This window comes from Allorhizobium paknamense, assembly GCF_030815125.1.
Classification (GTDB): domain Bacteria; phylum Pseudomonadota; class Alphaproteobacteria; order Rhizobiales; family Rhizobiaceae; genus Allorhizobium; species Allorhizobium paknamense.
Genome location: NZ_JAUSWH010000011.1, coordinates 12,817 through 31,649, shown reverse-complemented (window position 1 = coordinate 31,649; position 18,833 = coordinate 12,817). Strand labels below are relative to the sequence as shown.

General features: G+C 59.9%; 14 protein-coding genes. 6 read left to right on the top strand and 8 right to left on the bottom strand.

Translation table 11 applies throughout. The features are described 5' to 3' along the window. Nucleotides 1–75: 75 nt before the first annotated feature. The 3 genes from QO005_RS16110 to QO005_RS16100 form a co-directional block, all read right to left on the bottom strand. Nucleotides 76–456, bottom strand: coding sequence for a response regulator (locus tag QO005_RS16110; protein WP_307159086.1), 381 nt, complete (start codon nucleotides 454–456; stop codon nucleotides 76–78). A gap of 357 nt (nucleotides 457–813) precedes the next feature. Further along, nucleotides 814–2,607 (bottom strand): cation:proton antiporter domain-containing protein, encoded by a 1,794-nt coding sequence (locus QO005_RS16105; RefSeq protein WP_307159085.1) that lies wholly within the window; start codon nucleotides 2,605–2,607, stop codon nucleotides 814–816. 125 nt (nucleotides 2,608–2,732) lie between these two features. Next, entirely contained in the window at nucleotides 2,733–3,512 is a 780-nt protein-coding gene (locus tag QO005_RS16100) for an SDR family oxidoreductase (RefSeq protein WP_307159084.1), read from the bottom strand. A 142-nt stretch (nucleotides 3,513–3,654) separates the two neighbouring features. Here QO005_RS16100 and glgX point away from each other — a divergent pair, with 142 nt between their 5' ends. Continuing rightward, a complete protein-coding gene (gene glgX, locus QO005_RS16095) occupies nucleotides 3,655–5,736 on the top strand; it encodes a glycogen debranching protein GlgX (protein WP_307159083.1) in 2,082 nt (693 codons plus the stop codon). 169 nt (nucleotides 5,737–5,905) lie between these two features. On the opposite strand, the gene QO005_RS16090 is transcribed toward glgX, so the two are convergent. Together QO005_RS16090 and galE are read right to left on the bottom strand one after the other, a co-directional pair. Further along, on the bottom strand, nucleotides 5,906–6,187 hold the full coding sequence (locus QO005_RS16090; RefSeq protein ID WP_307159082.1) for a BON domain-containing protein: 282 nt from the start codon (nucleotides 6,185–6,187) through the stop codon (nucleotides 5,906–5,908). A gap of 55 nt (nucleotides 6,188–6,242) precedes the next feature. Beyond that, on the bottom strand, nucleotides 6,243–7,226 hold the full coding sequence (gene galE, locus QO005_RS16085) for a UDP-glucose 4-epimerase GalE (RefSeq protein ID WP_307159081.1): 984 nt from the start codon (nucleotides 7,224–7,226) through the stop codon (nucleotides 6,243–6,245). A 342-nt stretch (nucleotides 7,227–7,568) separates the two neighbouring features. On the opposite strand from galE, the gene QO005_RS16080 reads away from it, so the two are divergent. The 4 genes from QO005_RS16080 (at nucleotide 7,569) to QO005_RS16065 (ending at nucleotide 14,929) form a co-directional block, all read left to right on the top strand. Beyond that, complete coding sequence (locus QO005_RS16080; protein ID WP_307159080.1) at nucleotides 7,569–9,266, top strand: long-chain-fatty-acid--CoA ligase; 1,698 nt, start codon at nucleotides 7,569–7,571, stop codon at nucleotides 9,264–9,266. A gap of 311 nt (nucleotides 9,267–9,577) precedes the next feature. Next, the gene (pgi, locus tag QO005_RS16075; protein WP_307159079.1) at nucleotides 9,578–11,203 is read left to right on the top strand and encodes a glucose-6-phosphate isomerase; all 1,626 of its coding nucleotides are present in this window, start codon (nucleotides 9,578–9,580) and stop codon (nucleotides 11,201–11,203) included. Nucleotides 11,204–11,836: 633 nt separating this feature from the next. Beyond that, on the top strand, nucleotides 11,837–13,570 hold the full coding sequence (locus tag QO005_RS16070) for an ABC transporter permease (protein ID WP_307159078.1): 1,734 nt from the start codon (nucleotides 11,837–11,839) through the stop codon (nucleotides 13,568–13,570). A gap of 57 nt (nucleotides 13,571–13,627) precedes the next feature. Next, complete coding sequence (locus QO005_RS16065; RefSeq protein WP_307159077.1) at nucleotides 13,628–14,929, top strand: ABC transporter ATP-binding protein; 1,302 nt, start codon at nucleotides 13,628–13,630, stop codon at nucleotides 14,927–14,929. Between the two features lie 284 nt (nucleotides 14,930–15,213). Here QO005_RS16065 and QO005_RS16060 read toward each other — a convergent pair whose 3' ends face one another. Then, a complete protein-coding gene (locus QO005_RS16060; protein WP_307159076.1) occupies nucleotides 15,214–15,846 on the bottom strand; it encodes a LysE family translocator in 633 nt (210 codons plus the stop codon). 380 nt (nucleotides 15,847–16,226) lie between these two features. Between QO005_RS16060 and QO005_RS16055 the strand changes: the two genes are divergently transcribed. Then, nucleotides 16,227–16,967: an SDR family oxidoreductase gene (locus QO005_RS16055; RefSeq protein ID WP_307159075.1), complete on the top strand. Its 741-nt coding sequence runs from the start codon at nucleotides 16,227–16,229 to the stop codon at nucleotides 16,965–16,967. A 44-nt stretch (nucleotides 16,968–17,011) separates the two neighbouring features. Here the strand turns inward: QO005_RS16055 and QO005_RS16050 are convergent, their stop codons facing one another. Both QO005_RS16050 and QO005_RS16045 read right to left on the bottom strand, forming a co-directional pair. After that, nucleotides 17,012–17,938: a carbohydrate kinase family protein gene (locus QO005_RS16050; protein WP_307159074.1), complete on the bottom strand. Its 927-nt coding sequence runs from the start codon at nucleotides 17,936–17,938 to the stop codon at nucleotides 17,012–17,014. Between the two features lie 187 nt (nucleotides 17,939–18,125). Beyond that, on the bottom strand, nucleotides 18,126–18,815 hold the full coding sequence (locus tag QO005_RS16045; RefSeq protein ID WP_307159073.1) for an orotate phosphoribosyltransferase: 690 nt from the start codon (nucleotides 18,813–18,815) through the stop codon (nucleotides 18,126–18,128). Nucleotides 18,816–18,833: the final 18 nt, after the last annotated feature.

Here is an 18,833-nt window from a genome sequence, read left to right as displayed (position 1 = left end):
ATGGCGCACGGCGCTGTAGAGAGGTTTGAAAAGACATCTTCAGGACATGCGGCCATGATGACCGGGATGCAGTTTTCAGTGGTTTGCCCGTAAAGCGCTCCAAGGCCGGTCCTTGACCAGTTGCACCATGACCTTCAGATAATCGGCGGGCTTGGGTACGATCCGGTCAGCGGGAATGCCGCGCGCAGTAATTTCATGAACCGGCGAACCGGAGACCACCCGGTAGGGAATACCTGCCCGCTTCAAGCGCTCCACCACCGGGGCGACATTGCCATCCAGAACCTGAAAGTCGAGGATCGCCGCCGTGATGCGGTTGGCTTCGAGACAGTCGAGCGCATCGCTCACCGTTTCAGTGGTGACGACATTGGCGCCAGCGCGCGCCACGCTTTCTGCGGCATCCATGGAAATAAAGGCGTCGTCTTCTACGATGAGGACAGTTTCCGGTTCTGGCTGCATGGCATCATCTCCTTCATGCCGGGCTAACGCCGCAGAACGAAGTTTGTTCAACTATGAACCAAATCAAGAATATCATGGTAAATGAATGGTTAATATTACAAGATTACAGCCCTTATTACCCCGCTCTTAATTTCATTTCTCTGTCCCATCATTGCAAAAAGCAACAATAGGTCTCCTGCATCGGGGGCTTGAGATATTCGAAAAGGGAATACGACCGGTCATTTTCAATGACCGGTCGTATTAGAGCGCTTTTCGATCTGATTGAATCAGATCGGCGCTCTAACATAATTTTTGAAGCATAATCTTGTCGATCCTCGTTTCACTCCGGTCGGATTATGCTCTAAACGAAACGGAGCCTCAGGCCGGAACAGCCTGAGGCGGTGCCGTCATGAAGTGCGCCATGGCCCGCGCAATCTCCCGCTCGCCCATGACCACCTCATCCGTGCCCAGTTGCTGCAGGTGCTCCACCTCGGCATCGGAATGGGCGCGTCCGATCACGCGGATCGCCGGGTTGATCTTCTTGGCCTGCAAGGCGATCTGCCCGGCCTCGAAGGCATTGGGAATGGCCATGACCAGAGCCGAGGCTCCCGCGAGGTTCGCCCGCTCCAGCAGACCTGCCTGTGCGCCATTACCGGCCAGATGCGGCAGGTTCTGCTCGTTCAACGCCTGTAGCCGCCTTTCGGCATCCTCGATGACCAGGACGGGATGACCGGATTTCTGCAACTCTTCCGCCACCACGCTGCCCACCCGGCCATAGCCGACGACGATCACATGGCCGCTCAGGGACACCGGCACGTCATCTGGCTCCTCCGCAGGCGCCGCCGGGGCTGCGGCAGCGGCTGCCTCGCCCGTGGCAATGGTTTCCGCCGGCTTGTCCTGCGGCTTCTTTTCCTGCGTCCTGTCGCTGCCATAGCGCTTTTCCAGCCAGGGCCGCAGCCAATCGACCGCCAGGAAGACGAGCGGATTGAGGATGATCGAGATGATTGCACCGCCCAGGATCAGGTGGCGGCCTTCTTCCGGCAGGATATTCAGGCCCACACCCAGTTCCGCCAGAATGAAGGAAAATTCGCCGATCTGGGCCAGGCTGGCGGATATGATCAGCGCCGTTGCCATGCTGCGCCGGAAGGCAATGACGATCAGGAAGGCGGCCAGCGATTTGCCGACGATGATGATACCAATGGTGGCCAGCATTGGCAGCGGATCGCGCATGACGCTCATCGGATCGAAGAGCATGCCGACGGATACGAAGAACAGCACCGAAAATGCATCGCGCAGCGGCAGGCTTTCCTGGGCCGCGCGATGGCTGAGCTCACTTTCCGACAGGATCATCCCGGCAAAGAAGGCCCCCAGCGCCAGCGACACGCCGAAAAGCTTGGCGGCGCCGAAGGCGACACCCAGCGCAATGGCCAGCACGCCCAGCCGGAACAGTTCCCGGGAGCCCGTATGCGCGGTGTAATGCAAGGCCCAGGGAATGACCCGCCGCCCGACGATCATCATGAAGCCGATGAAGGCCACAACCTTCAGAAGCGTCACCGCGATGATCGCGCCCACCCCCGGCTGGAACCCGGCAAGCTGCGACAGCCAGAGCGCCAGCGGATCGCCACCACCACCGCCATGGCCATCGCCGGAGGCTCCGGCAATGGCCGGAATGAGCACCAGCGCCAGTACCATGGCCAGATCCTCGACGATCAGCCAGCCGACAGCAATCTTGCCTTTTTCGCTTTCGACCAGCCGCCTTTCCTGAAGCGCCTTCAGCAGCACCACGGTGGAGGCAACCGAAAGCGCCAGACCGAAGACCAGACCCGCGCCATGGCTCCAGCCGAAAGCAAGACCCAGTCCCCAGCCGAGGAAAGTCGCAAACCCGATCTGCACCAGCGCGCCGGGCAATGCGATGAATCGCACGCTTAAAAGATCTTTCAGGGAAAAATGCAGACCGACGCCGAACATCAAGAGGATAACGCCGATTTCCGCCAGTTCGAGCGCCAGCGCCTGATCGGCAACATAGCCCGGCGTATAGGGACCGACGACGATACCCGCCAGAAGATAGCCCACAAGAGGCGGCAACTTGAACCGATTGGCCAGCGTTCCAAACAGAAAGGCCAGCACGAAGCCCGCGACGAGAATGGTGATCAACGGTGTCGCGTGCGGCATCGGCCCTCCTTATCTTTGTAATATTTCGTGAAGATAGGGTGGTGAGCGGGCCGGTGCAAGGCAAAGCTGAGAAAAAGGGCAGAGTTTCTTACCCTTTCGCGGCATGCCGCAGCGTAGAGCAGATCCTACCGAACAAGGCTTTGACCGCCATCGATGAAAATCGCCGTACCCGTGACATGCCGGGAGGCATCCGAGGTGAGAAAAGCGATGACGTCCGCCACATCCTCCGCCGTCCCGGCCTGCCCTTCCGTCAGCGGAATTTCCCCTTCCGGCAGGATGATAGGTATGGCGGCGCGCTCGCTGTTGCGCTTTTCCGTATTGTCATCGATCCTGGTGTCGATGGCGCCGGGGCAGACGGCATTGATGCGAATGCCCTGACGGCCAAGCTCAAGCGCAAGCTGCTGCACCATGGCGACCTGCGCCGCCTTTGTGGCCGCATAGGCCGTGGCGCCCGGCGTGGTGAAGGTGCGCGTGCCGTTGATGGAAGAGACCACCACGACCGCACCGCCCTCACGTTTCAGATAGGGAACGCTGTGATGCAGGGTGAGATAGGTGCCGCGCAGATTGACCGCCATGGTCTTGTCCCATTCCTCCGGCTGCAGGTCATCGATCGGTGCCCAGGTGCCATTGATCCCGGCATTGGCGACCACGACATCGAGGCGGCCTCCTTCATCCACCAGAGACGCGATCGCGGACGCCATGGCCTCGGCGTCGGACACATCGGCCACCAGGACGAGAGCCTCGCCGCCGGTCTCGCGGATTTCCCGGGCCACCGCCTGCAACTCCTCCTCTGTACGCCCGAGCAGACCCACCGTCATTCCTTGTGCGGCCAGGGCCATGGCAGTAGCCCGGCCGATGCCGGAACCGCTGCCGGTCACGAGCGCCACTTTTTCACCCCGTTCCATGAAGCCTCCTCACGGCATGTGTCATCGGGGTGGAAACCGGGCTTGCGAAAACTTGTTCCCGGGGAGCAGGCGAAGAAGCAAAGGAACAAAGGCCCTTCCCCGGCAATTATGAGCGCACATCAGCACGAAGCCGGGGGCCGCAATGGACACGCATGTGACGCAATTTTCCGTAATCGCAGGGGATTGGCAGCGGCTGGGGGCGCATTACGATGGCGAGGGCGTGAATTTCGCGCTGTTTTCCGCCCATGCCGAGCGCGTGGAGCTTTGCCTTTACGATCCCACCGGCAAGATCGAAATCGCGCGCCTGACGCTGCCGGAATATACCAATGAAGTCTGGCATGGCTATGTGCCGGGGCTGAAGCCCGGCACGCTTTACGGCTACCGGGTGCATGGCCCCTATGACCCGGCCAATGGCCACCGCTTCAATGCCAACAAGCTGCTCATCGACCCCTATGCCCGGGAACTGATCGGCGACATCCAGTGGGATCCGGCGGTGTTCGGCTACCATTTCGACGATCCGGAGAAGGATCTTTCCTTCAACGATCTCGACAGCGCCGCCTTCATGCCCAAAGCCCGGATCACCGATCCTCACCAGGCGGATTGGGGACAGGATCGCGCACCTGGCATTCGCTGGGCCGATGCGATTGTCTATGAAACCCATGTCAAGGGCTTCACATGGCTGAACCCCGCTATCCCGGAGGAGATGAGAGGCACGTTCGAGGGGCTCGGGCACAAGGCGGCGGTGGATTACATCAGGAGCCTCGGCATTACCTCTGTCGAACTGCTGCCGATCCATGCCTTCCCCGATGACAGCCTGCTGCAGGACAAGGGCCTCAAGAATTACTGGGGCTATAACACCATCGGCTTTTTCGCACCCGCCAGCCGCTATTACGGGCCGCAGGGGCTGCAAGGCTTCCGCAACATGGTGCGCGCCTTCCATGATGCCAATATCGAGGTCATTCTCGATGTGGTCTATAACCACACCGCCGAAGGCAATGAGCTGGGCGCGACGCTCTCCTTCAAGGGCATCGACAATTTCTCCTATTATCGCACCCTGCCCGACAATCACCGCTATTATATCAACGACACCGGCACCGGAAACACCGTCAACACCTCGCACCCGCGCGTGCTGCAAATGGTGATGGACAGCCTGCGGTACTGGGCAGAAGACATGCATGTCGATGGTTTCCGCTTCGATCTCGGCACCATTCTCGGTCGTGAGCCGGAAGGCTTCGACCAGCGCGGCGGATTTTTCGACGCAGTGACGCAGGATCCGGTTCTCTCACGGGTCAAGTTGATCGGCGAGCCCTGGGATATCGGCCCCGGCGGCTATCAGGTCGGCGGCTTCCCGCCCGGCTGGGCAGAGTGGAACGACAAATACCGCGATAGCGTGCGCGACTACTGGCTGAACGGAGACAACAGCGCCCCGGACTTCGCCGCCCGCCTGCTTGGCTCCGGCGATATCTACGATCTGCGGGGCCGCCGCCCCTGGGCCAGCGTCAATTTCATCACCGCCCATGACGGATTTACCCTGAACGACCTCGTTTCCTATGACGGCAAGCACAACGAGGCCAATGGTGAAGACAATAATGACGGCCACAACGACAATCGCAGCCATAATTACGGTTTCGAAGGTCCCACCGATGACGAGGCAATCAACGCCATCCGCGACCGGCAGAAGCGCAATTTCCTGGCGACGCTGCTGTTCTCGCACGGAACGCCAATGATCCTGGCAGGCGACGAATTCGGGCGCTCGCAACTCGGCAACAATAATGGCTACTGCCAGGACAGCGAAATCAGCTGGGTACACTGGGAAAACCTGCCCGGCAGCGCCGAAGAGCTGCGCGAATTCACCCGCCGGCTGATTGCGCTGCGCAAGGCCCAGCCACTGCTACGCCGGGAAAACTGGCGCGACGGCATGCTGATCGACTGGTACAATGTCAAAGGCGGACGCCAGAAGCCAGAACAATGGGAGCGGCACAACGCCATCATTGCCCGGCTGCAACGCGATGATCTGCGCGACCAGGAGGGCGTCTGGTCGGATGTGATGATGCTATTCAATCCGGTCGATGAAGACATTACCTTCACCATTCCCAGGGAAACCGGCGGCGAGCGGGTGCTGGAACTCGTCACCTCCGAACCGGAGCGCCGGGGTGAGACCGTGGAAGAGGGCCAGGGCGTTACGCTGAGCGGCCGTAGCATGGCGGTATTCAGAACGGTGTAAACACAACAGGAAACAAAGAAACCCCGGTTGGAAAACCGGGGTTTTTCAGTCTGGAATCAAGCCGATGTTTAGAGCATTGCCAGGAAAGCGGGCTCCGGTTTTCCGTCAGGAAATGCGTAAAAACCAAGATTTAGAGCGTTTCAATGTTTCCGTGAACCATTAAAATGCTCTAGTGCAGCGTGCGGCTGATCACCGTCAGGTCCACGGAAACCTTATAGACATGCGGCACGGAGAGCGCCACTTCAACCGCCCGGTCGACCTCGCCTTCCGAAAACACTGTCCCGGTCAGGCAGATTTCGTCTTCCATCGCGGTCACATCGATCCCGGAGGCGTCAAGACCATGGGAAATGGCCAGCTTTGCAGCAACCGCCGCCTCCAGTTCCGCCATGGGCGGGTTTTCGCTGATGATCTCGGGCTGTTCGCCGTGGTTCTTCGCGGGTTTGAATACCATGATGCGCTCCTTTCAGTGAAGCTATCAGGCTTCAACGCATGACGCGCGGTTTGGTTCACAGCACGTTGGCGGTGGAGTGCCAGCGCCAGGCCGTGCGGATGATATCCTCCAGCGAATATTGCGGCACCCAGCCCAGCACCTGCCGCGCCTTTTCATTGTTGGCCACCAGCGTGTGGCTGTCACCTTCGCGCCGCTCCACATAGTCCACCGGGAAGGGTTTGCCAGAGACCTTTTCGATGGTCGCGAGCAGTTCCCTGACCGTGGTGCCGGTGCCGGTGCCGAGATTGAGCGCAACCGTCTCGCCGCCCTTCAGCAGGTGGTCTACCGCCCGGACATGCGCGTCCGCCAGATCGAGCACATGGATATAGTCGCGCACGCAGGTGCCATCACGGGTCTCGTAATCGCTGCCGAACACCTTGAAGCCCTGGCGGCGGCCAAGGGCTGCTTCCAGCGCCAGCGGAATGGCGTGGGTTTCCGGCGTATGCCATTCGCCGATGCGGCATTCGGGATCGGCGCCCGCAGCATTGAAATAGCGCAGGATGACGGAGCGGAAGCCGGTATAGGTGTCGTAATCCTTCAGCGCCTGCTCCACCACCCATTTGGTGCGGCCATAGGGATTGATGGGCGCCTGGCGGTGGGTCTCGTCAAGCGGCAGGCTTTCCGGCAGGCCATAGGTGGCGCAGGTGGAGGAGAAGACAAAGGCCTTGATGCCCGCAGCCTGCGCCGCCGCCAGCAGGGTCAGGGAACCGATGACGTTGTTTTCGTAGAAGGCCACCGGATCCTTCACCGATTCGCCCACTTCGATCAGCGCTGCAAAATGCAGGATGGCCGCCGGCTTGTGCTTGGCCAGCACCTCATCCAGCCGCGCCCGGTCGCGAATATCGCCCTGTTCCAACGGTCCCCATTTGACAAATTCACCATGGCCATTGGAGAGATTGTCGAAGACGATGGGCAGATAGCCCCGGCGCGACAATTCCAGGCAGGTATGCGAACCGATATAGCCGGCACCACCGACCACGAGAACAGGCGTTTCAGTCATGCTTTCGCTTCCTTCGCTGTTGCAGTGCGGCAGTCTTAGAGCATTTCCAGGAAAAGTGGAAAGCGGTTTTACGTGCCCCTCAGGCTGCGACCGGGAGCCAGATCCTGGCAAACACCCGCTCATCACCGTCTCCACGGCCATCATGCCCGCCGGCTTTCCGCAGCGCCCTACAGCCTGAAGGGGAAAAATGATTATCTACACGCAAATATTTGACGTTTACGTTAAAGTTATGCAAAGCTACATTGCAGGATCGAAAGGCTGCTGACATAGTCTTGATAGAGCAGACGGGCGCGCGGCCCCAGGAGGAGATGGGAGCGCGCCGGCGAAAAAGGGGAGTGAGGAATGAATAGCCTGTCCATGCCTGTAGGCCACGCGCCGGACCGTATCTGGCTCCAGTCCTATCCGCGCTCGGTGCCGGCGGAACTGCCGCCTTTCAAGCATGAATCACTGGGGGCACTTTTCGATGAGAGCTGCCGCCTTTATGCCGACCGCAAGGCCTTTACCAGCATGGACCGCTCCATGACCTATCGCGAGCTGGGAGAGAAGGCGACCGCCATCGCCAGCTGGCTGCAGGGCGAAGGCTTCCGCAAGGGAGACCGCATTGCGGTGATGATGCCGAACGTGTTGCAAAACCCGGTCATCGTCTACGGCATCCTCAAGGCGGGGATGACGGTGGTCAATGTCAATCCGCTCTATACGCCGCGCGAACTGGAGCATCAGCTGAACGACAGCGGCGCCGTGGCGCTGTTCGTGCTGGAAAACTTCGCCCATACGGTCGAGGCGGTCCGCGCAAGGACAGGGCTGACCCGCATCGTCGTCACCAGCCTCGGCGATATGCTCGGGCTCAAGGGACATCTGGTGAATTTCGTCGTTCGCAAGGTGAAGAAGCTGGTCCCGGCCTGGTCCCTGCCGGGTGCGAAGCCTTTCGCCAAGGTGCTGTCGGAAGGCAGCCGACGCGGTTTTACGCCCGTTGCCATCAACCGCGGCGACATCGCCTTCCTGCAATATACCGGTGGCACGACCGGCGTTTCCAAGGGCGCGGTGCTGACCCATGCCAACCTGATCGCCAACAAGATGCAGATGGCGCTCTGGCTCAACTCCTCCTTCGAAAACCGGCCCCGACCGGAGATCATGACCTTCATCTGCGCGTTGCCGCTCTATCATATCTTCGCTCTGACGGTGAATTCGCTGATGGGCGTGGCGATCGGCGGGCATAATGTGCTTCTGGCCAATCCCCGCGATATTCCGGCTTTTGTGAAGGAGCTGGAAAAATACCCGATCAACATTTTTATCGGCCTCAACACGCTGTTCAACGCGCTTTTGAACAATGAGGGCTTCCGCAAACTGAATTTCTCGCATCTGAAGCTCACCTTCGGCGGCGGCATGTCGGTGCAGAAGCCGGTGGCGGAGCGCTGGCAGCAGGTGACCGGCTGCCCGATCACCGAAGGCTATGGCCTTTCGGAAACCTCGCCGGTCGCCACCGCCAATCCCATGAATACCGGTGAATTCACCGGCTATATCGGCATTCCGATTTCCTCCACCGACGTCGACATTCGCGATGAGGACGGCAACAGCCTTCCCATTGGCGAGGTGGGCGAAATCTGCATTCGCGGCCCGCAGGTCATGGCGGGCTACTGGAACAAGCCGGAGGAAACCGCCCGCGTGATGACAGCGGATGGCTTTTTCCGCTCCGGCGATATGGGGGTGATGAATGACAAGGGCTATATCAAGATCGTCGACCGCAAGAAGGACATGATCCTGGTCTCGGGCTTCAACGTCTACCCCAACGAAATCGAGGAGGTTGCGGCCATGCATCCGGGCATTCTGGAAGCGGCGGCCATCGGCGTGCCGGACCAGCATTCCGGTGAGGCCGTGAAGCTCTTCGTGGTGCGCAAGGACGAAAGCCTGACGGAAGCCGATGTGAAGGCCCATTGCGCCGCCAATCTCACCAACTACAAACGCCCGCGCTATGTGGAATTCCGCAGCGAACTGCCGAAGTCGAACGTGGGCAAGATTCTGAGAAAGAATTTGCGGGAGTGAAGGCGCAGGATTTTTCCTGTCTTTCGCAACTTGTTTAGAACCCTCTGAGCATTTAGAGCGCCTTTCGATCTGATTGAATCAGATCGGCGCTCTAACTCTTTGTTTTTGCGCATTTCCGGACGGAAAACCGGCTTCCACTTTTCCTGGAAATGCTCTACAGCGCCGTGCGCCACATATATGGCGCACAAAGGTTCGCTGTAGCACTTTAAATCTGCTGCATAATTTTATCCTTAAATCGATTCCGATTTAAGGAATTATGCAGTAGGGTCCTCCACCGTTACCGGCCCCCCTTGACCGGATTGGAGGACCCTATGCAGGCCATCGTCGAACAGCTGAAGACCACCGTTGCAAAGACATCCGCGACGGATATCCGCGCAGCCTTCGCGTCCGACCCGAAACGCTTCGAAAAATTCACCGCCCGTCTGGACGATCTCCTGATGGACTATTCCAAATGTGCCGTGAACGACGAGATCATGGCACTCCTGGAAAAGCTCGCAGAGGATGGCGGCGTTGCCGCCAAGCGCGAGGCGATGTTTACCGGCGAAGCCATCAATTTCACCGAGGGCCGTGCCGTTTTGCACACGGCGCTGCGCAACCGGGCCAATACGCCGGTTGTCGTGGACGGCCACAATGTCATGCCGGATGTGAACGGCGTGCTGCATGCCATGGCCGCCTTTGCCGAAGGCGTGCGCACCGGCACGCTGAAAGGCTCCACGGGCAAGGCCTATACCGATGTGGTCAATATCGGCATTGGCGGCTCCGACCTTGGCCCGGCCATGGCAACGCTTGCCCTTGCTCCCTTCCATGACGGCCCGCGCCTGCATTTCGTGTCCAACGTCGACGGCGCGCATATTGCCGATACGCTGAAGCTGCTGGAGCCGGAAACCACGCTGTTCATCGTCGCTTCCAAGACCTTTACCACCATCGAGACCATGACCAATGCGGCCACAGCCCGCAAGTTCATTGCCGATGCGCTGGGCGAGGCAGCCGTTGGCGATCATTTCGCCGCCGTCTCCACCGCGCTGGACAAGGTATCCGCCTTCGGGATCGGCAAGGACCGGGTCTTTGGTTTCTGGGACTGGGTCGGCGGACGCTATTCCATCTGGTCGGCCATCGGCCTGCCGCTGATGATTGCCATCGGCGCCGATAATTTCGACCAGTTCCTGAGCGGCGCGCATGCGGTGGACAATCACTTCCGCACCGCACCCTTCCGGCAAAACCTGCCCATGCTGCTCGGCCTGATCGGCTATTACCACCGCAATGTGCTGGATTATCCGACCCGCGCCATCCTGCCCTATGACCAGCGGCTGTCGCGGTTTGCCGCCTATCTGCAGCAGTTGGACATGGAATCGAACGGCAAGGGCGTCACCCTCGACGGCAAGCCGGTCGAAGGCCAGTCTGGCCCGGTGGTTTGGGGCGAGCCCGGCACCAATGGCCAGCACGCCTTCTACCAGCTCATCCACCAGGGCACGAGCATCATCCCCGCGGAGTTCATGGTGGCGGCCAATGGTTTCGAGCCGGAGCTGCGCCATCAGCACGAATTGCTGATCGCCAACTGCCTTGCCCAATCCGCAGCGCTGATGAAGGGCCGCACGCTGGAAGAAGCAAAGGCGCAACTTTTGAAGGCCGGCGCCGACGAGGCCAAGGCCGACCATATCGCTCCGCACCGCGTCTTCACCGGCAATCGCCCGTCGATCACCTTCGTCTACGAGCAGTTGACCCCTTATGCGCTGGGCCGTCTGATCGCCCTTTACGAGCACCGGGTGTTTGTCGAAGGCGTGCTGTTCAACATCAACTCCTTCGACCAATGGGGCGTGGAGCTTGGCAAGGAGCTGGCGACCGGACTTCTGCCGGTGGTGCAGGGCAAGGCGGGAACCGACGGACAGGACGGCTCGACCGCCGGTCTGGTGGCCGCCATCCACGCAGCCTCAAACTGATATTCTGAAGATCACGAATTTTTGTGCGGCGCAGCAATGCGCCGCATTTGTTTTTTGACGGCCCACAACGCCAGCGCGCTTGACGAAGATCGAGAACAGGCGCATGAGCAGCGTCGAGACGAAGCAAGACCGGCATAGGCCCGGAATGACGTTTCAAACCAGGGAGTTGGCGCCTTGCTGCGGGAATGGTTCCCCTGCATGTCGCCAGCAGATGAAAGCTTATGGACAGTTCCAGTCGATCTAGAACCTCTACCATTCGGCCCACGACCGGCTGAGCTTTCCGCTCGTCCGCCGGTCTGTGATGACCGGGAAAGGATGAGCCGCAATGACCGCTCTCAATCAATCATGTCTCAGAGTGCTTTTCGATCTGATTCAATCAGATCGGCACTCTAACATTCTATTTTTGAAGCATAATTTTATCGATCCTCGCTTCACTCCGGTCGAATCATGCTCTGATCCAGCACAGAGCCTGCCTCTGTCATCAGCCTGTCACGGGCTTGTCGCTATGGCCTTTTCCAAGGATGGCGATGGCACAGGGTCAAGCTTCAAACGGTGGCGAGCTTCTCGCATCCGTGTGGCTTGCGCCGCGTAATCCTTCGATCTTTTATGCCTTCTCAGCCTCGGAGCTTGCCAATGCTCTTTCAGAAAAACGCACCGCTGGCGCTGCGCCGCTCTGTCCTGCCCACGCTGTGGGATCTGGTGGCGCTGCTTTTGGTCGTCGGCATCATCGTCGCCATTGCCTATGGGGCCGAGGCCACCAATCAGCCGCTGACGGCGCTCGATGCCGCGCCGCTGTCGCTCGATCCCTCGAACCTGCCGCTCTATGCGCTGCGCACCATGCTGCGCATGCTGGCGGCCATCGTGTTTTCGCTGATCTTCACCTTCATCTATGCCACGGTGGCGGCCCGCAGCCGCCGGGCCGAAATGGTGATGATCCCGATCCTCGACATTCTGCAATCGGTGCCGATCCTCGGCTTCCTCACCTTCACCGTCACCTTTTTCATGAACCTGTTTCCGGGCAAGGTGCTGGGTGCCGAACTGGCCTCCGTCTTCGCCATTTTCACCAGCCAGGCCTGGAACATGACGTTCAGCATGTATCAGTCCATGCGCAGCCAGCCCAAGGATCTGGAAGAGGCAAGCGCCAGTTTTCACCTCAGCGCCTGGCAGCGCTTCTGGCGGCTGGACGTGCCCTTTGCCATGCCCGGTCTCGTCTGGAATGCGATGATGTCCATGTCCGGCGGCTGGTTCTTCGTGGTGGCTTCGGAGGCGATTACCGTCGGCGATACCACGGTGACGCTGCCGGGTGTCGGCTCCTATGTGGCGCTGGCGATCAAGGAGCAGAATATCGCCGCCATCGGCTATGCCATAGCCGCCATGCTGGCCGTGATCATCCTCTATGACCAGTTGCTCTTCCGCCCGCTGGTCGCCTGGGCCGACAAGTTCCGTTTCGAAACCACCGCCTCCACCGAGGAGCCGACCTCCTGGATGCTCGACCTGATGCGCCGCTCGCGGGTGATTGCAGCGCTGACCGCACCGCTCGGCTGGCTGGCCCGCCTCGTCTGGTCCTTCCGGTTTCCTCAGTTCAAGCGGGCGAAAACGGCACCGCAGAATACCGCCGTCTCATCGCGCGTCTTCGACGGATTGTGGCTCGCCATTCTCGCCGCGGCCGGGATCTATGCCGCTGTCATCAGCATCAGCTATCTGCAAACCGCCATCGGCTGGAGCGATGTCGCCACATCCGTGCTCTACGGTTTCATCACGCTCGCCCGCGTCGTGGTGCTGATGGTGCTGGCCACGGCCATCTGGGTGCCGGTCGGCGTGTGGATCGGGCTGCGCCCCAGCATTGCCGAAAAAGTGCAGCCGCTGGCGCAATTCCTGGCCGCCTTCCCGGCCAACCTCGCCTTCCCGGTCTTTGTCGTGGTCATCGTCCGCTTCGATCTCAACCAGCATATCTGGCTGAGCCCGCTGATGATCCTTGGTACGCAATGGTACATTCTCTTCAACGTCATCGCCGGGGCCTCCGCCTATCCGAGCGAGTTGAAGGAAGCGGCCCGCAGCTTCGGCATCACCGGCTGGCGCTGGTGGGTGAAGGTGATCCTGCCCGGTATTTTCCCCTATTACGTCACCGGCGCCATCACCGCCTCCGGCGGCTCGTGGAATGCCAGCATCGTCGCGGAGGTGGCAAGCTGGGGCAATGAGCAACTCTCCACCCCCGGCCTCGGCTCTTACATTGCCGATGCCACGGCCAAGGGCGATTTCCAGCGGGTGGTGCTCGGCATCATCGTCATGTGCGCCTTCGTCACGCTGTTCAACCGGCTGGTCTGGCGGCCGCTCTACACGCTCGGCGAACGGCGTTTGCGGCTGTAACTGGCATCACCCTTTCCACCTTTCTGATGTTTCACTGCTGACCAAGAGGGTCGCCCCATGCTCGACACTATCAACAAGGCTCCGCTGATCGACATCCAACAGGCCTGCCGGTCCTTTCCCAAGGGCAGTGGCAATGACGTGATGGTTCTGGAAAATGTCGATCTCACCATTCGCGAAGGCGAGATCGTCGGCCTGCTGGGCCGTTCCGGCTCCGGCAAGTCCACGCTGCTGCGCATCATCGCCGGGCTGATTTCGCCCTCCTCCGGCAAGGCGCTGTGCCGGGGTGAAGCCATTGACGGCCCGCCGCCCGGCATTGCCATGGTATTCCAGTCCTTCGCGCTCTTTCCCTGGCTGACAGTTCTGCAAAATGTAGAACTCGGCCTCGAAGCCCAGGGTGTGGAGCGCGAGGAACGCCGCAAGCGCGCCGAAGCGGCCATCGACCTGATCGGCCTCGGCGGCTTTGAAAACGCCTATCCGAAAGAACTCTCCGGCGGCATGCGCCAGCGGGTCGGTTTTGCGCGCGCACTGGTCGTGCATCCCGATCTGATGCTGATGGATGAGCCCTTTTCGGCGCTCGACGTGCTGACGGCGGAAACGCTGCGCACCGACATGATCGACCTGTGGATGGAAGGCCGGCTGCCGATCAAATCGGTGCTGATCGTCACCCACAACATCGAGGAGGCGGTACTGATGTGCGACCGCATCCTGGTCTTCTCCTCCAATCCGGGCCGTGTCGCCTCGGAAATCAAGGTGGACCTGCCGCACCCGCGCAACCGTCTCGATCCGATGTTCCGCCAGCTGGTGGACAGCATCTATGCCCGCATGACCCAGCGACCGGAACCGAAGGCGCCGAGCGCCGAGGGCATTCCCGGCACCGGTGTCGGCATGATCCTGGAGCCGGTCTCCACCAACGTCATGGCCGGTCTTCTGGAGGCACTGGCCCGCGAACCCTATCATGGCCGCGCCGACCTGCCGGTGCTGGCAGGCGTGCTGCAACTGGAGGCCGACGAACTCTTCCACCTGGCGGAAGCCCTGCAATTGCTGCGCTTTGCCCAGCTCAGCGAAGGTGATGTGGTGCTGACGGAGGAAGGCAAACGCTTTGCCGACATGGACACCGAAAGCCGCAAGACGCTGTTTGCCAGCCACCTCACGGCCTATGTGCCGCTGGCCGGGCTGATGCGCCGCGTGCTGGAAGAGCGCCCCTCCCACACCGCCCCCGCCGCCCGTTTCCTGACCGAGCTGGAGGATTACATGTCGGAAAATTATGCGGAAGACACGCTAAAGACCGTCATTTCCTGGGGTCGTTATGCCGAGCTTTTCGCCTATGATGAGCACACGGAAATGTTCAGCCTGGAATAGGCCAGAGGATAAAATGGCCTGAACCCAAATCTATGAAGTGCTTTCGATCTGACCAATCAGGTCGAAAGCGCCTCTAAGCTTTTCCAGTAAAACCGCTATCCACTTTTCCCGGAACGGCTTTAGAGCATAATCCGACCGGAGTGAAACGAGGATCGACAAGATTATGCTTCAAAAATAAACCGTTAGAGCGCCGATCTGATCCAGTCAGATCGAAAAGCGCTCTAACAAACGTTTCCGGTTTTTCTGTTCGATTGGGAATTTCCGTAACCTGGATGTAATCTGCCCTACCGGCGGGCTTCCATTGCCATGCGGACGGCAAGACCGGCCAGCACTGTTCCCATCAACCATCTCTGCACAACGAGCCATGTCGGACGGCTGGCAAGGAAGCCTGCGATGGTTCCAGCAGCAAGGGCGATCATGGCATTGACGCTGACGCTGATGACGATCTGGGTGAAGCCGAGGGTCAGGGATTGAACGAGAACGCTACCCTGCTCCGGGCTGATAAACTGCGGCAGGAGCGAGAGATACATCACTGCGATCTTCGGATTGAGCAGATTGGTGAGAAATCCCATGAGAAAAAGTTTTCGGGGACTGTCTTCCGGCAAATCTCTCACCTGGAAAGGTGACCTGCCACCCGGCTTCACGGCCTGCCATGCCAGATAGAGCAGATAAAGCGCACCGCCGAAGCGCAGCGCGTCATAGGCATAGGGAACGGCCATGACAATCGCCGTGATCCCGAACGCGGCGCAAAGCATGTAGAACACAAAGCCGAGGGCAACGCCTCCGAGCGAGATCAACCCCGCAGCGCGACCCTGGCAGATCGATCGGGAAACCAGATAGACCATGTTCGGGCCGGGGGTGAGCACCATGCCGAGCGCAATGAGTGCAAAAGCAAGCAGACTGGTTATGTCCGGCATGATCATCCCTCTTGTTTGCCCCTTATCGATGAGGCTGGACCGCTCGAGTCTCCGGTAAACACGGGTTTCACCGGACATGCTCCAGATCCCAAAACCAGAGTTTTGCAAAATGCGTCAAAACATATTTTCCGCAAGGTAAACCGCACCGAAAGTCGCTTCAACCAAAAGTTTTATCACCGCATCTTCTCGGTTTCAAAAAACTAGTGAGCGGCTAGAGCATAATCCGACCGGAGTGAGATGAGGACCGGCAAGTGAATGCTTCAATCCGAAAATCATGCGGAAGACACGCTGAAGCCCCTCACTTCCCGGGGTCGTTATGGCAAGCTTTTCGGCTATGATGCATATAAAGACATGTTCACCCTCGATCAGGAGCATGGGATTTGAGCAGGGTTGAAACACGGCTGGCGATCATCACCGGAGCTGCACGCGGCATAGGCGCTGCCACGGCGTTACGTCTTGCCAAAGAGGGCTTCACCGTATTGGCCGCCGATCTCGAAGATGGAGCAGAGCTTCAGGGGGTCGTCGCGGAGATGACCGCCGCGGGCGGGAACGGCCTTGCCGTTGCTGGCGATGTTGCCGACCCCGGCTTGTTTCCGGCGCTGTTCGACAGGGCCGAAAGCCTGTGCGGCGGTGTCGATGTGCTGGTCAACAATGCCGGGATCATGGTGCGCAAGCCGATTGCCGAGATTGACGACATGGAGTTCGACCGGCAGATCGCCGTCAATCTCAGAGGCACTTTCCATGGGTTGCGGGAGGCATCGCAACGCATGCGCAAAGGCGGGCGGATCGTCAGCGTTTCAAGCTCGGTGGCGGCCCTTCGCGCCGAAAACTACGGCATCTATGCCGCCACCAAGGTGGGCATTGAAGCCATGACGGCCAGTCTCGCCAAGGAACTGCGCGGGCGTGACATCACCGTCAACGCGGTCGCCCCCGGCGCGACCGGCACGGATCTCTTTCTCAACGGCAAATCCGCGGAGGCGATTGCCGCCTTTGCCCGGCTTGCGCCGCTCAACCGGATCGGCTCACCCGAAGAAATCGCCGCCGTCATTGCCTTTATCACCGGCCCGGAAGGCGGCTGGATCAATGGCCAGACCATTCACGCCAATGGTGGCGTGGTATAGAAGAATTGAATGAAGGGAAGTTTCATCAACTTCCCTTACAAAATTCAAAGCCCGATTTCATGGGCAAAGGGCGGATTGGCCCCAGCTCGTGACACGGTGACGGCTGCCGCCTTTGCGCCGAGCGCCAGAGCCGTGGCAATCTGCTCTTCGGTCAGGCTCGCCACCTGCTGCTTGGTGAGCAGGTTCTGCATCTTCAGCGATGCCAGAACGCCCGCATCGAAGGTATCGCCAGCGCCGACCGTATCGACCACAGTCACCTTTTCGCTCGGGACTTCCACCTTGTGAGACGCCGTATAGCCGACAGCGCCATCGGCACCCCGGGTGACGATCACCAGTTTTGCGCCATGATGCAGCCAGTGGCGGGCGAGGGTGTCTTCATCGCCCTCCAGCCCGAACCAGGCGAGATCCTCGTCGGAAAACTTGATGATGTCAGACATGGCGGCCATGCGGCGAATGCGGGCGAGATGGGCGGCCTTGTCCTTGATGAAACCGGGGCGGATATTCGGATCGAGCGAAATCACCCGCGTCCTGGCTTCCCGTGCCATCAAGGCTTCGTAGGTGGAGCCGCAAGGCTCGGGGATCAGGCTGATAGCGCCGAAATGCAGCGCCTCGCAATCGGCACCGAGAGCAGGCAGATCGGCCTCGGTGATCATCCGGCCAGCGGTGTTTTCATCGTAAAAGGCGTAAGATGCGTGACCGTCGACCAGCTTGACGAAGGCGATGGTGGTGGGACGCGACAGCGTGGCGCAATAGCTGAAATCCACATGGCTCTTGCGCAGGGTCTCGCGCAGGATATCGCCCATCATGTCATCAGAAAGGCCGGTGAAGAAGGCAGACGGCACGCCCAGACGGCCCAGCGCAATGGCGGTGTTGAACACCGCGCCGCCAGCATAGGGCGCAAATCCCGGTTCACCCAGCGTGGTTTCGCGCGGCAACATGTCGATCAGGGCTTCGCCACAACACAGGATCATCTCTACCTCCTCTCGGGTCACAGAAAGCAGCCCCGTCCACGGGACGTGCCTTCTATTTTTTGCTTCACGCAATCCCGGACGCGAAACCGGATACCACCTTCACTGGGATTGCTTATCCTAATCGATTTAAATTATTCTCACGCATCTGCCAATATCCTGAGCAAATACCCAGGGCATTGGCATCACATCAAAGCGCGCTCACGCCGCCATTGCGGCCCGACCAGGCGAGCGGTGCATCGAGGAAGGCTTCCACCTCGGCCAGCGTCTTGTCGTCAAACAGCTTCTGCTGACGGGCAACGGCCAGAACATTGCGCCAGGTGGCGATATAATGCAGCTTGACGCCGCCCTTGTCGAAACGCTCATGGGCTTCGGGGAAAATGCCGTAGAAGAACAGCGCAATGCCGTGATCCACAACGCCGCCTGCGGCGCGTACGGCATCGATGAAGGTGAACATGCTGCCGCCTGCCGTGGTCAGGTCCTCGATCACCAGCACGCGCGCACCTTCCGGCATATGGCCCTCTATCTGGGCATTGCGGCCATGGCCCTTGGGCTGTTTGCGCACATAGATCATCGGCAGGCCCAGCCGGTCGGCCAAAAGGGCGGCAAAGGGAATGCCTGCCGTCTCGCCGCCTGCGATGCAATCGAACTGCTCGAAACCGGCATTGGAAAGCAGCGTCGCCACCGCGAAATCCATCACGGCGCTGCGCACGCGCGGATAGGACAAAAGCTTGCGGCAATCGATATAGACCGGGCTGCGCATGCCGGAGGACAGCTTGTAAGGTTCAGCGGCATTGAAATGCACCGCCTTGATTTCCCAAAGCATCTTGGCCAGCAGGTCCGCCATGACGGCAGGATCGGTGAAGGACATGGCGGACATCGGCTTTCTCCTTTGTAT

What these genes read in the sequence shown, in the direction of transcription:
- galE (WP_307159081.1), bottom strand. Translation starts at nt 7,226, where the DNA reads ATGACTGAAACGCCTGTTCTCGTGGTCGGTGGTGCCGGCTATATCGGT.
- QO005_RS16065 (WP_307159077.1), top strand. Translation starts at nt 13,628, where the DNA reads ATGCTCGACACTATCAACAAGGCTCCGCTGATCGACATCCAACAGGCC.
- QO005_RS16100 (WP_307159084.1), bottom strand. Translation starts at nt 3,512, where the DNA reads ATGGAACGGGGTGAAAAAGTGGCGCTCGTGACCGGCAGCGGTTCCGGC.
- QO005_RS16045 (WP_307159073.1), bottom strand. Translation starts at nt 18,815, where the DNA reads ATGTCCGCCATGTCCTTCACCGATCCTGCCGTCATGGCGGACCTGCTG.
- QO005_RS16050 (WP_307159074.1), bottom strand. Translation starts at nt 17,938, where the DNA reads ATGATCCTGTGTTGTGGCGAAGCCCTGATCGACATGTTGCCGCGCGAA.
- QO005_RS16060 (WP_307159076.1), bottom strand. Translation starts at nt 15,846, where the DNA reads ATGCCGGACATAACCAGTCTGCTTGCTTTTGCACTCATTGCGCTCGGC.
- glgX (WP_307159083.1), top strand. Translation starts at nt 3,655, where the DNA reads ATGGACACGCATGTGACGCAATTTTCCGTAATCGCAGGGGATTGGCAG.
- QO005_RS16105 (WP_307159085.1), bottom strand. Translation starts at nt 2,607, where the DNA reads ATGCCGCACGCGACACCGTTGATCACCATTCTCGTCGCGGGCTTCGTG.
- QO005_RS16090 (WP_307159082.1), bottom strand. Translation starts at nt 6,187, where the DNA reads ATGGTATTCAAACCCGCGAAGAACCACGGCGAACAGCCCGAGATCATC.
- QO005_RS16080 (WP_307159080.1), top strand. Translation starts at nt 7,569, where the DNA reads ATGAATAGCCTGTCCATGCCTGTAGGCCACGCGCCGGACCGTATCTGG.
- pgi (WP_307159079.1), top strand. Translation starts at nt 9,578, where the DNA reads ATGCAGGCCATCGTCGAACAGCTGAAGACCACCGTTGCAAAGACATCC.
- QO005_RS16070 (WP_307159078.1), top strand. Translation starts at nt 11,837, where the DNA reads ATGCTCTTTCAGAAAAACGCACCGCTGGCGCTGCGCCGCTCTGTCCTG.
- QO005_RS16110 (WP_307159086.1), bottom strand. Translation starts at nt 456, where the DNA reads ATGCAGCCAGAACCGGAAACTGTCCTCATCGTAGAAGACGACGCCTTT.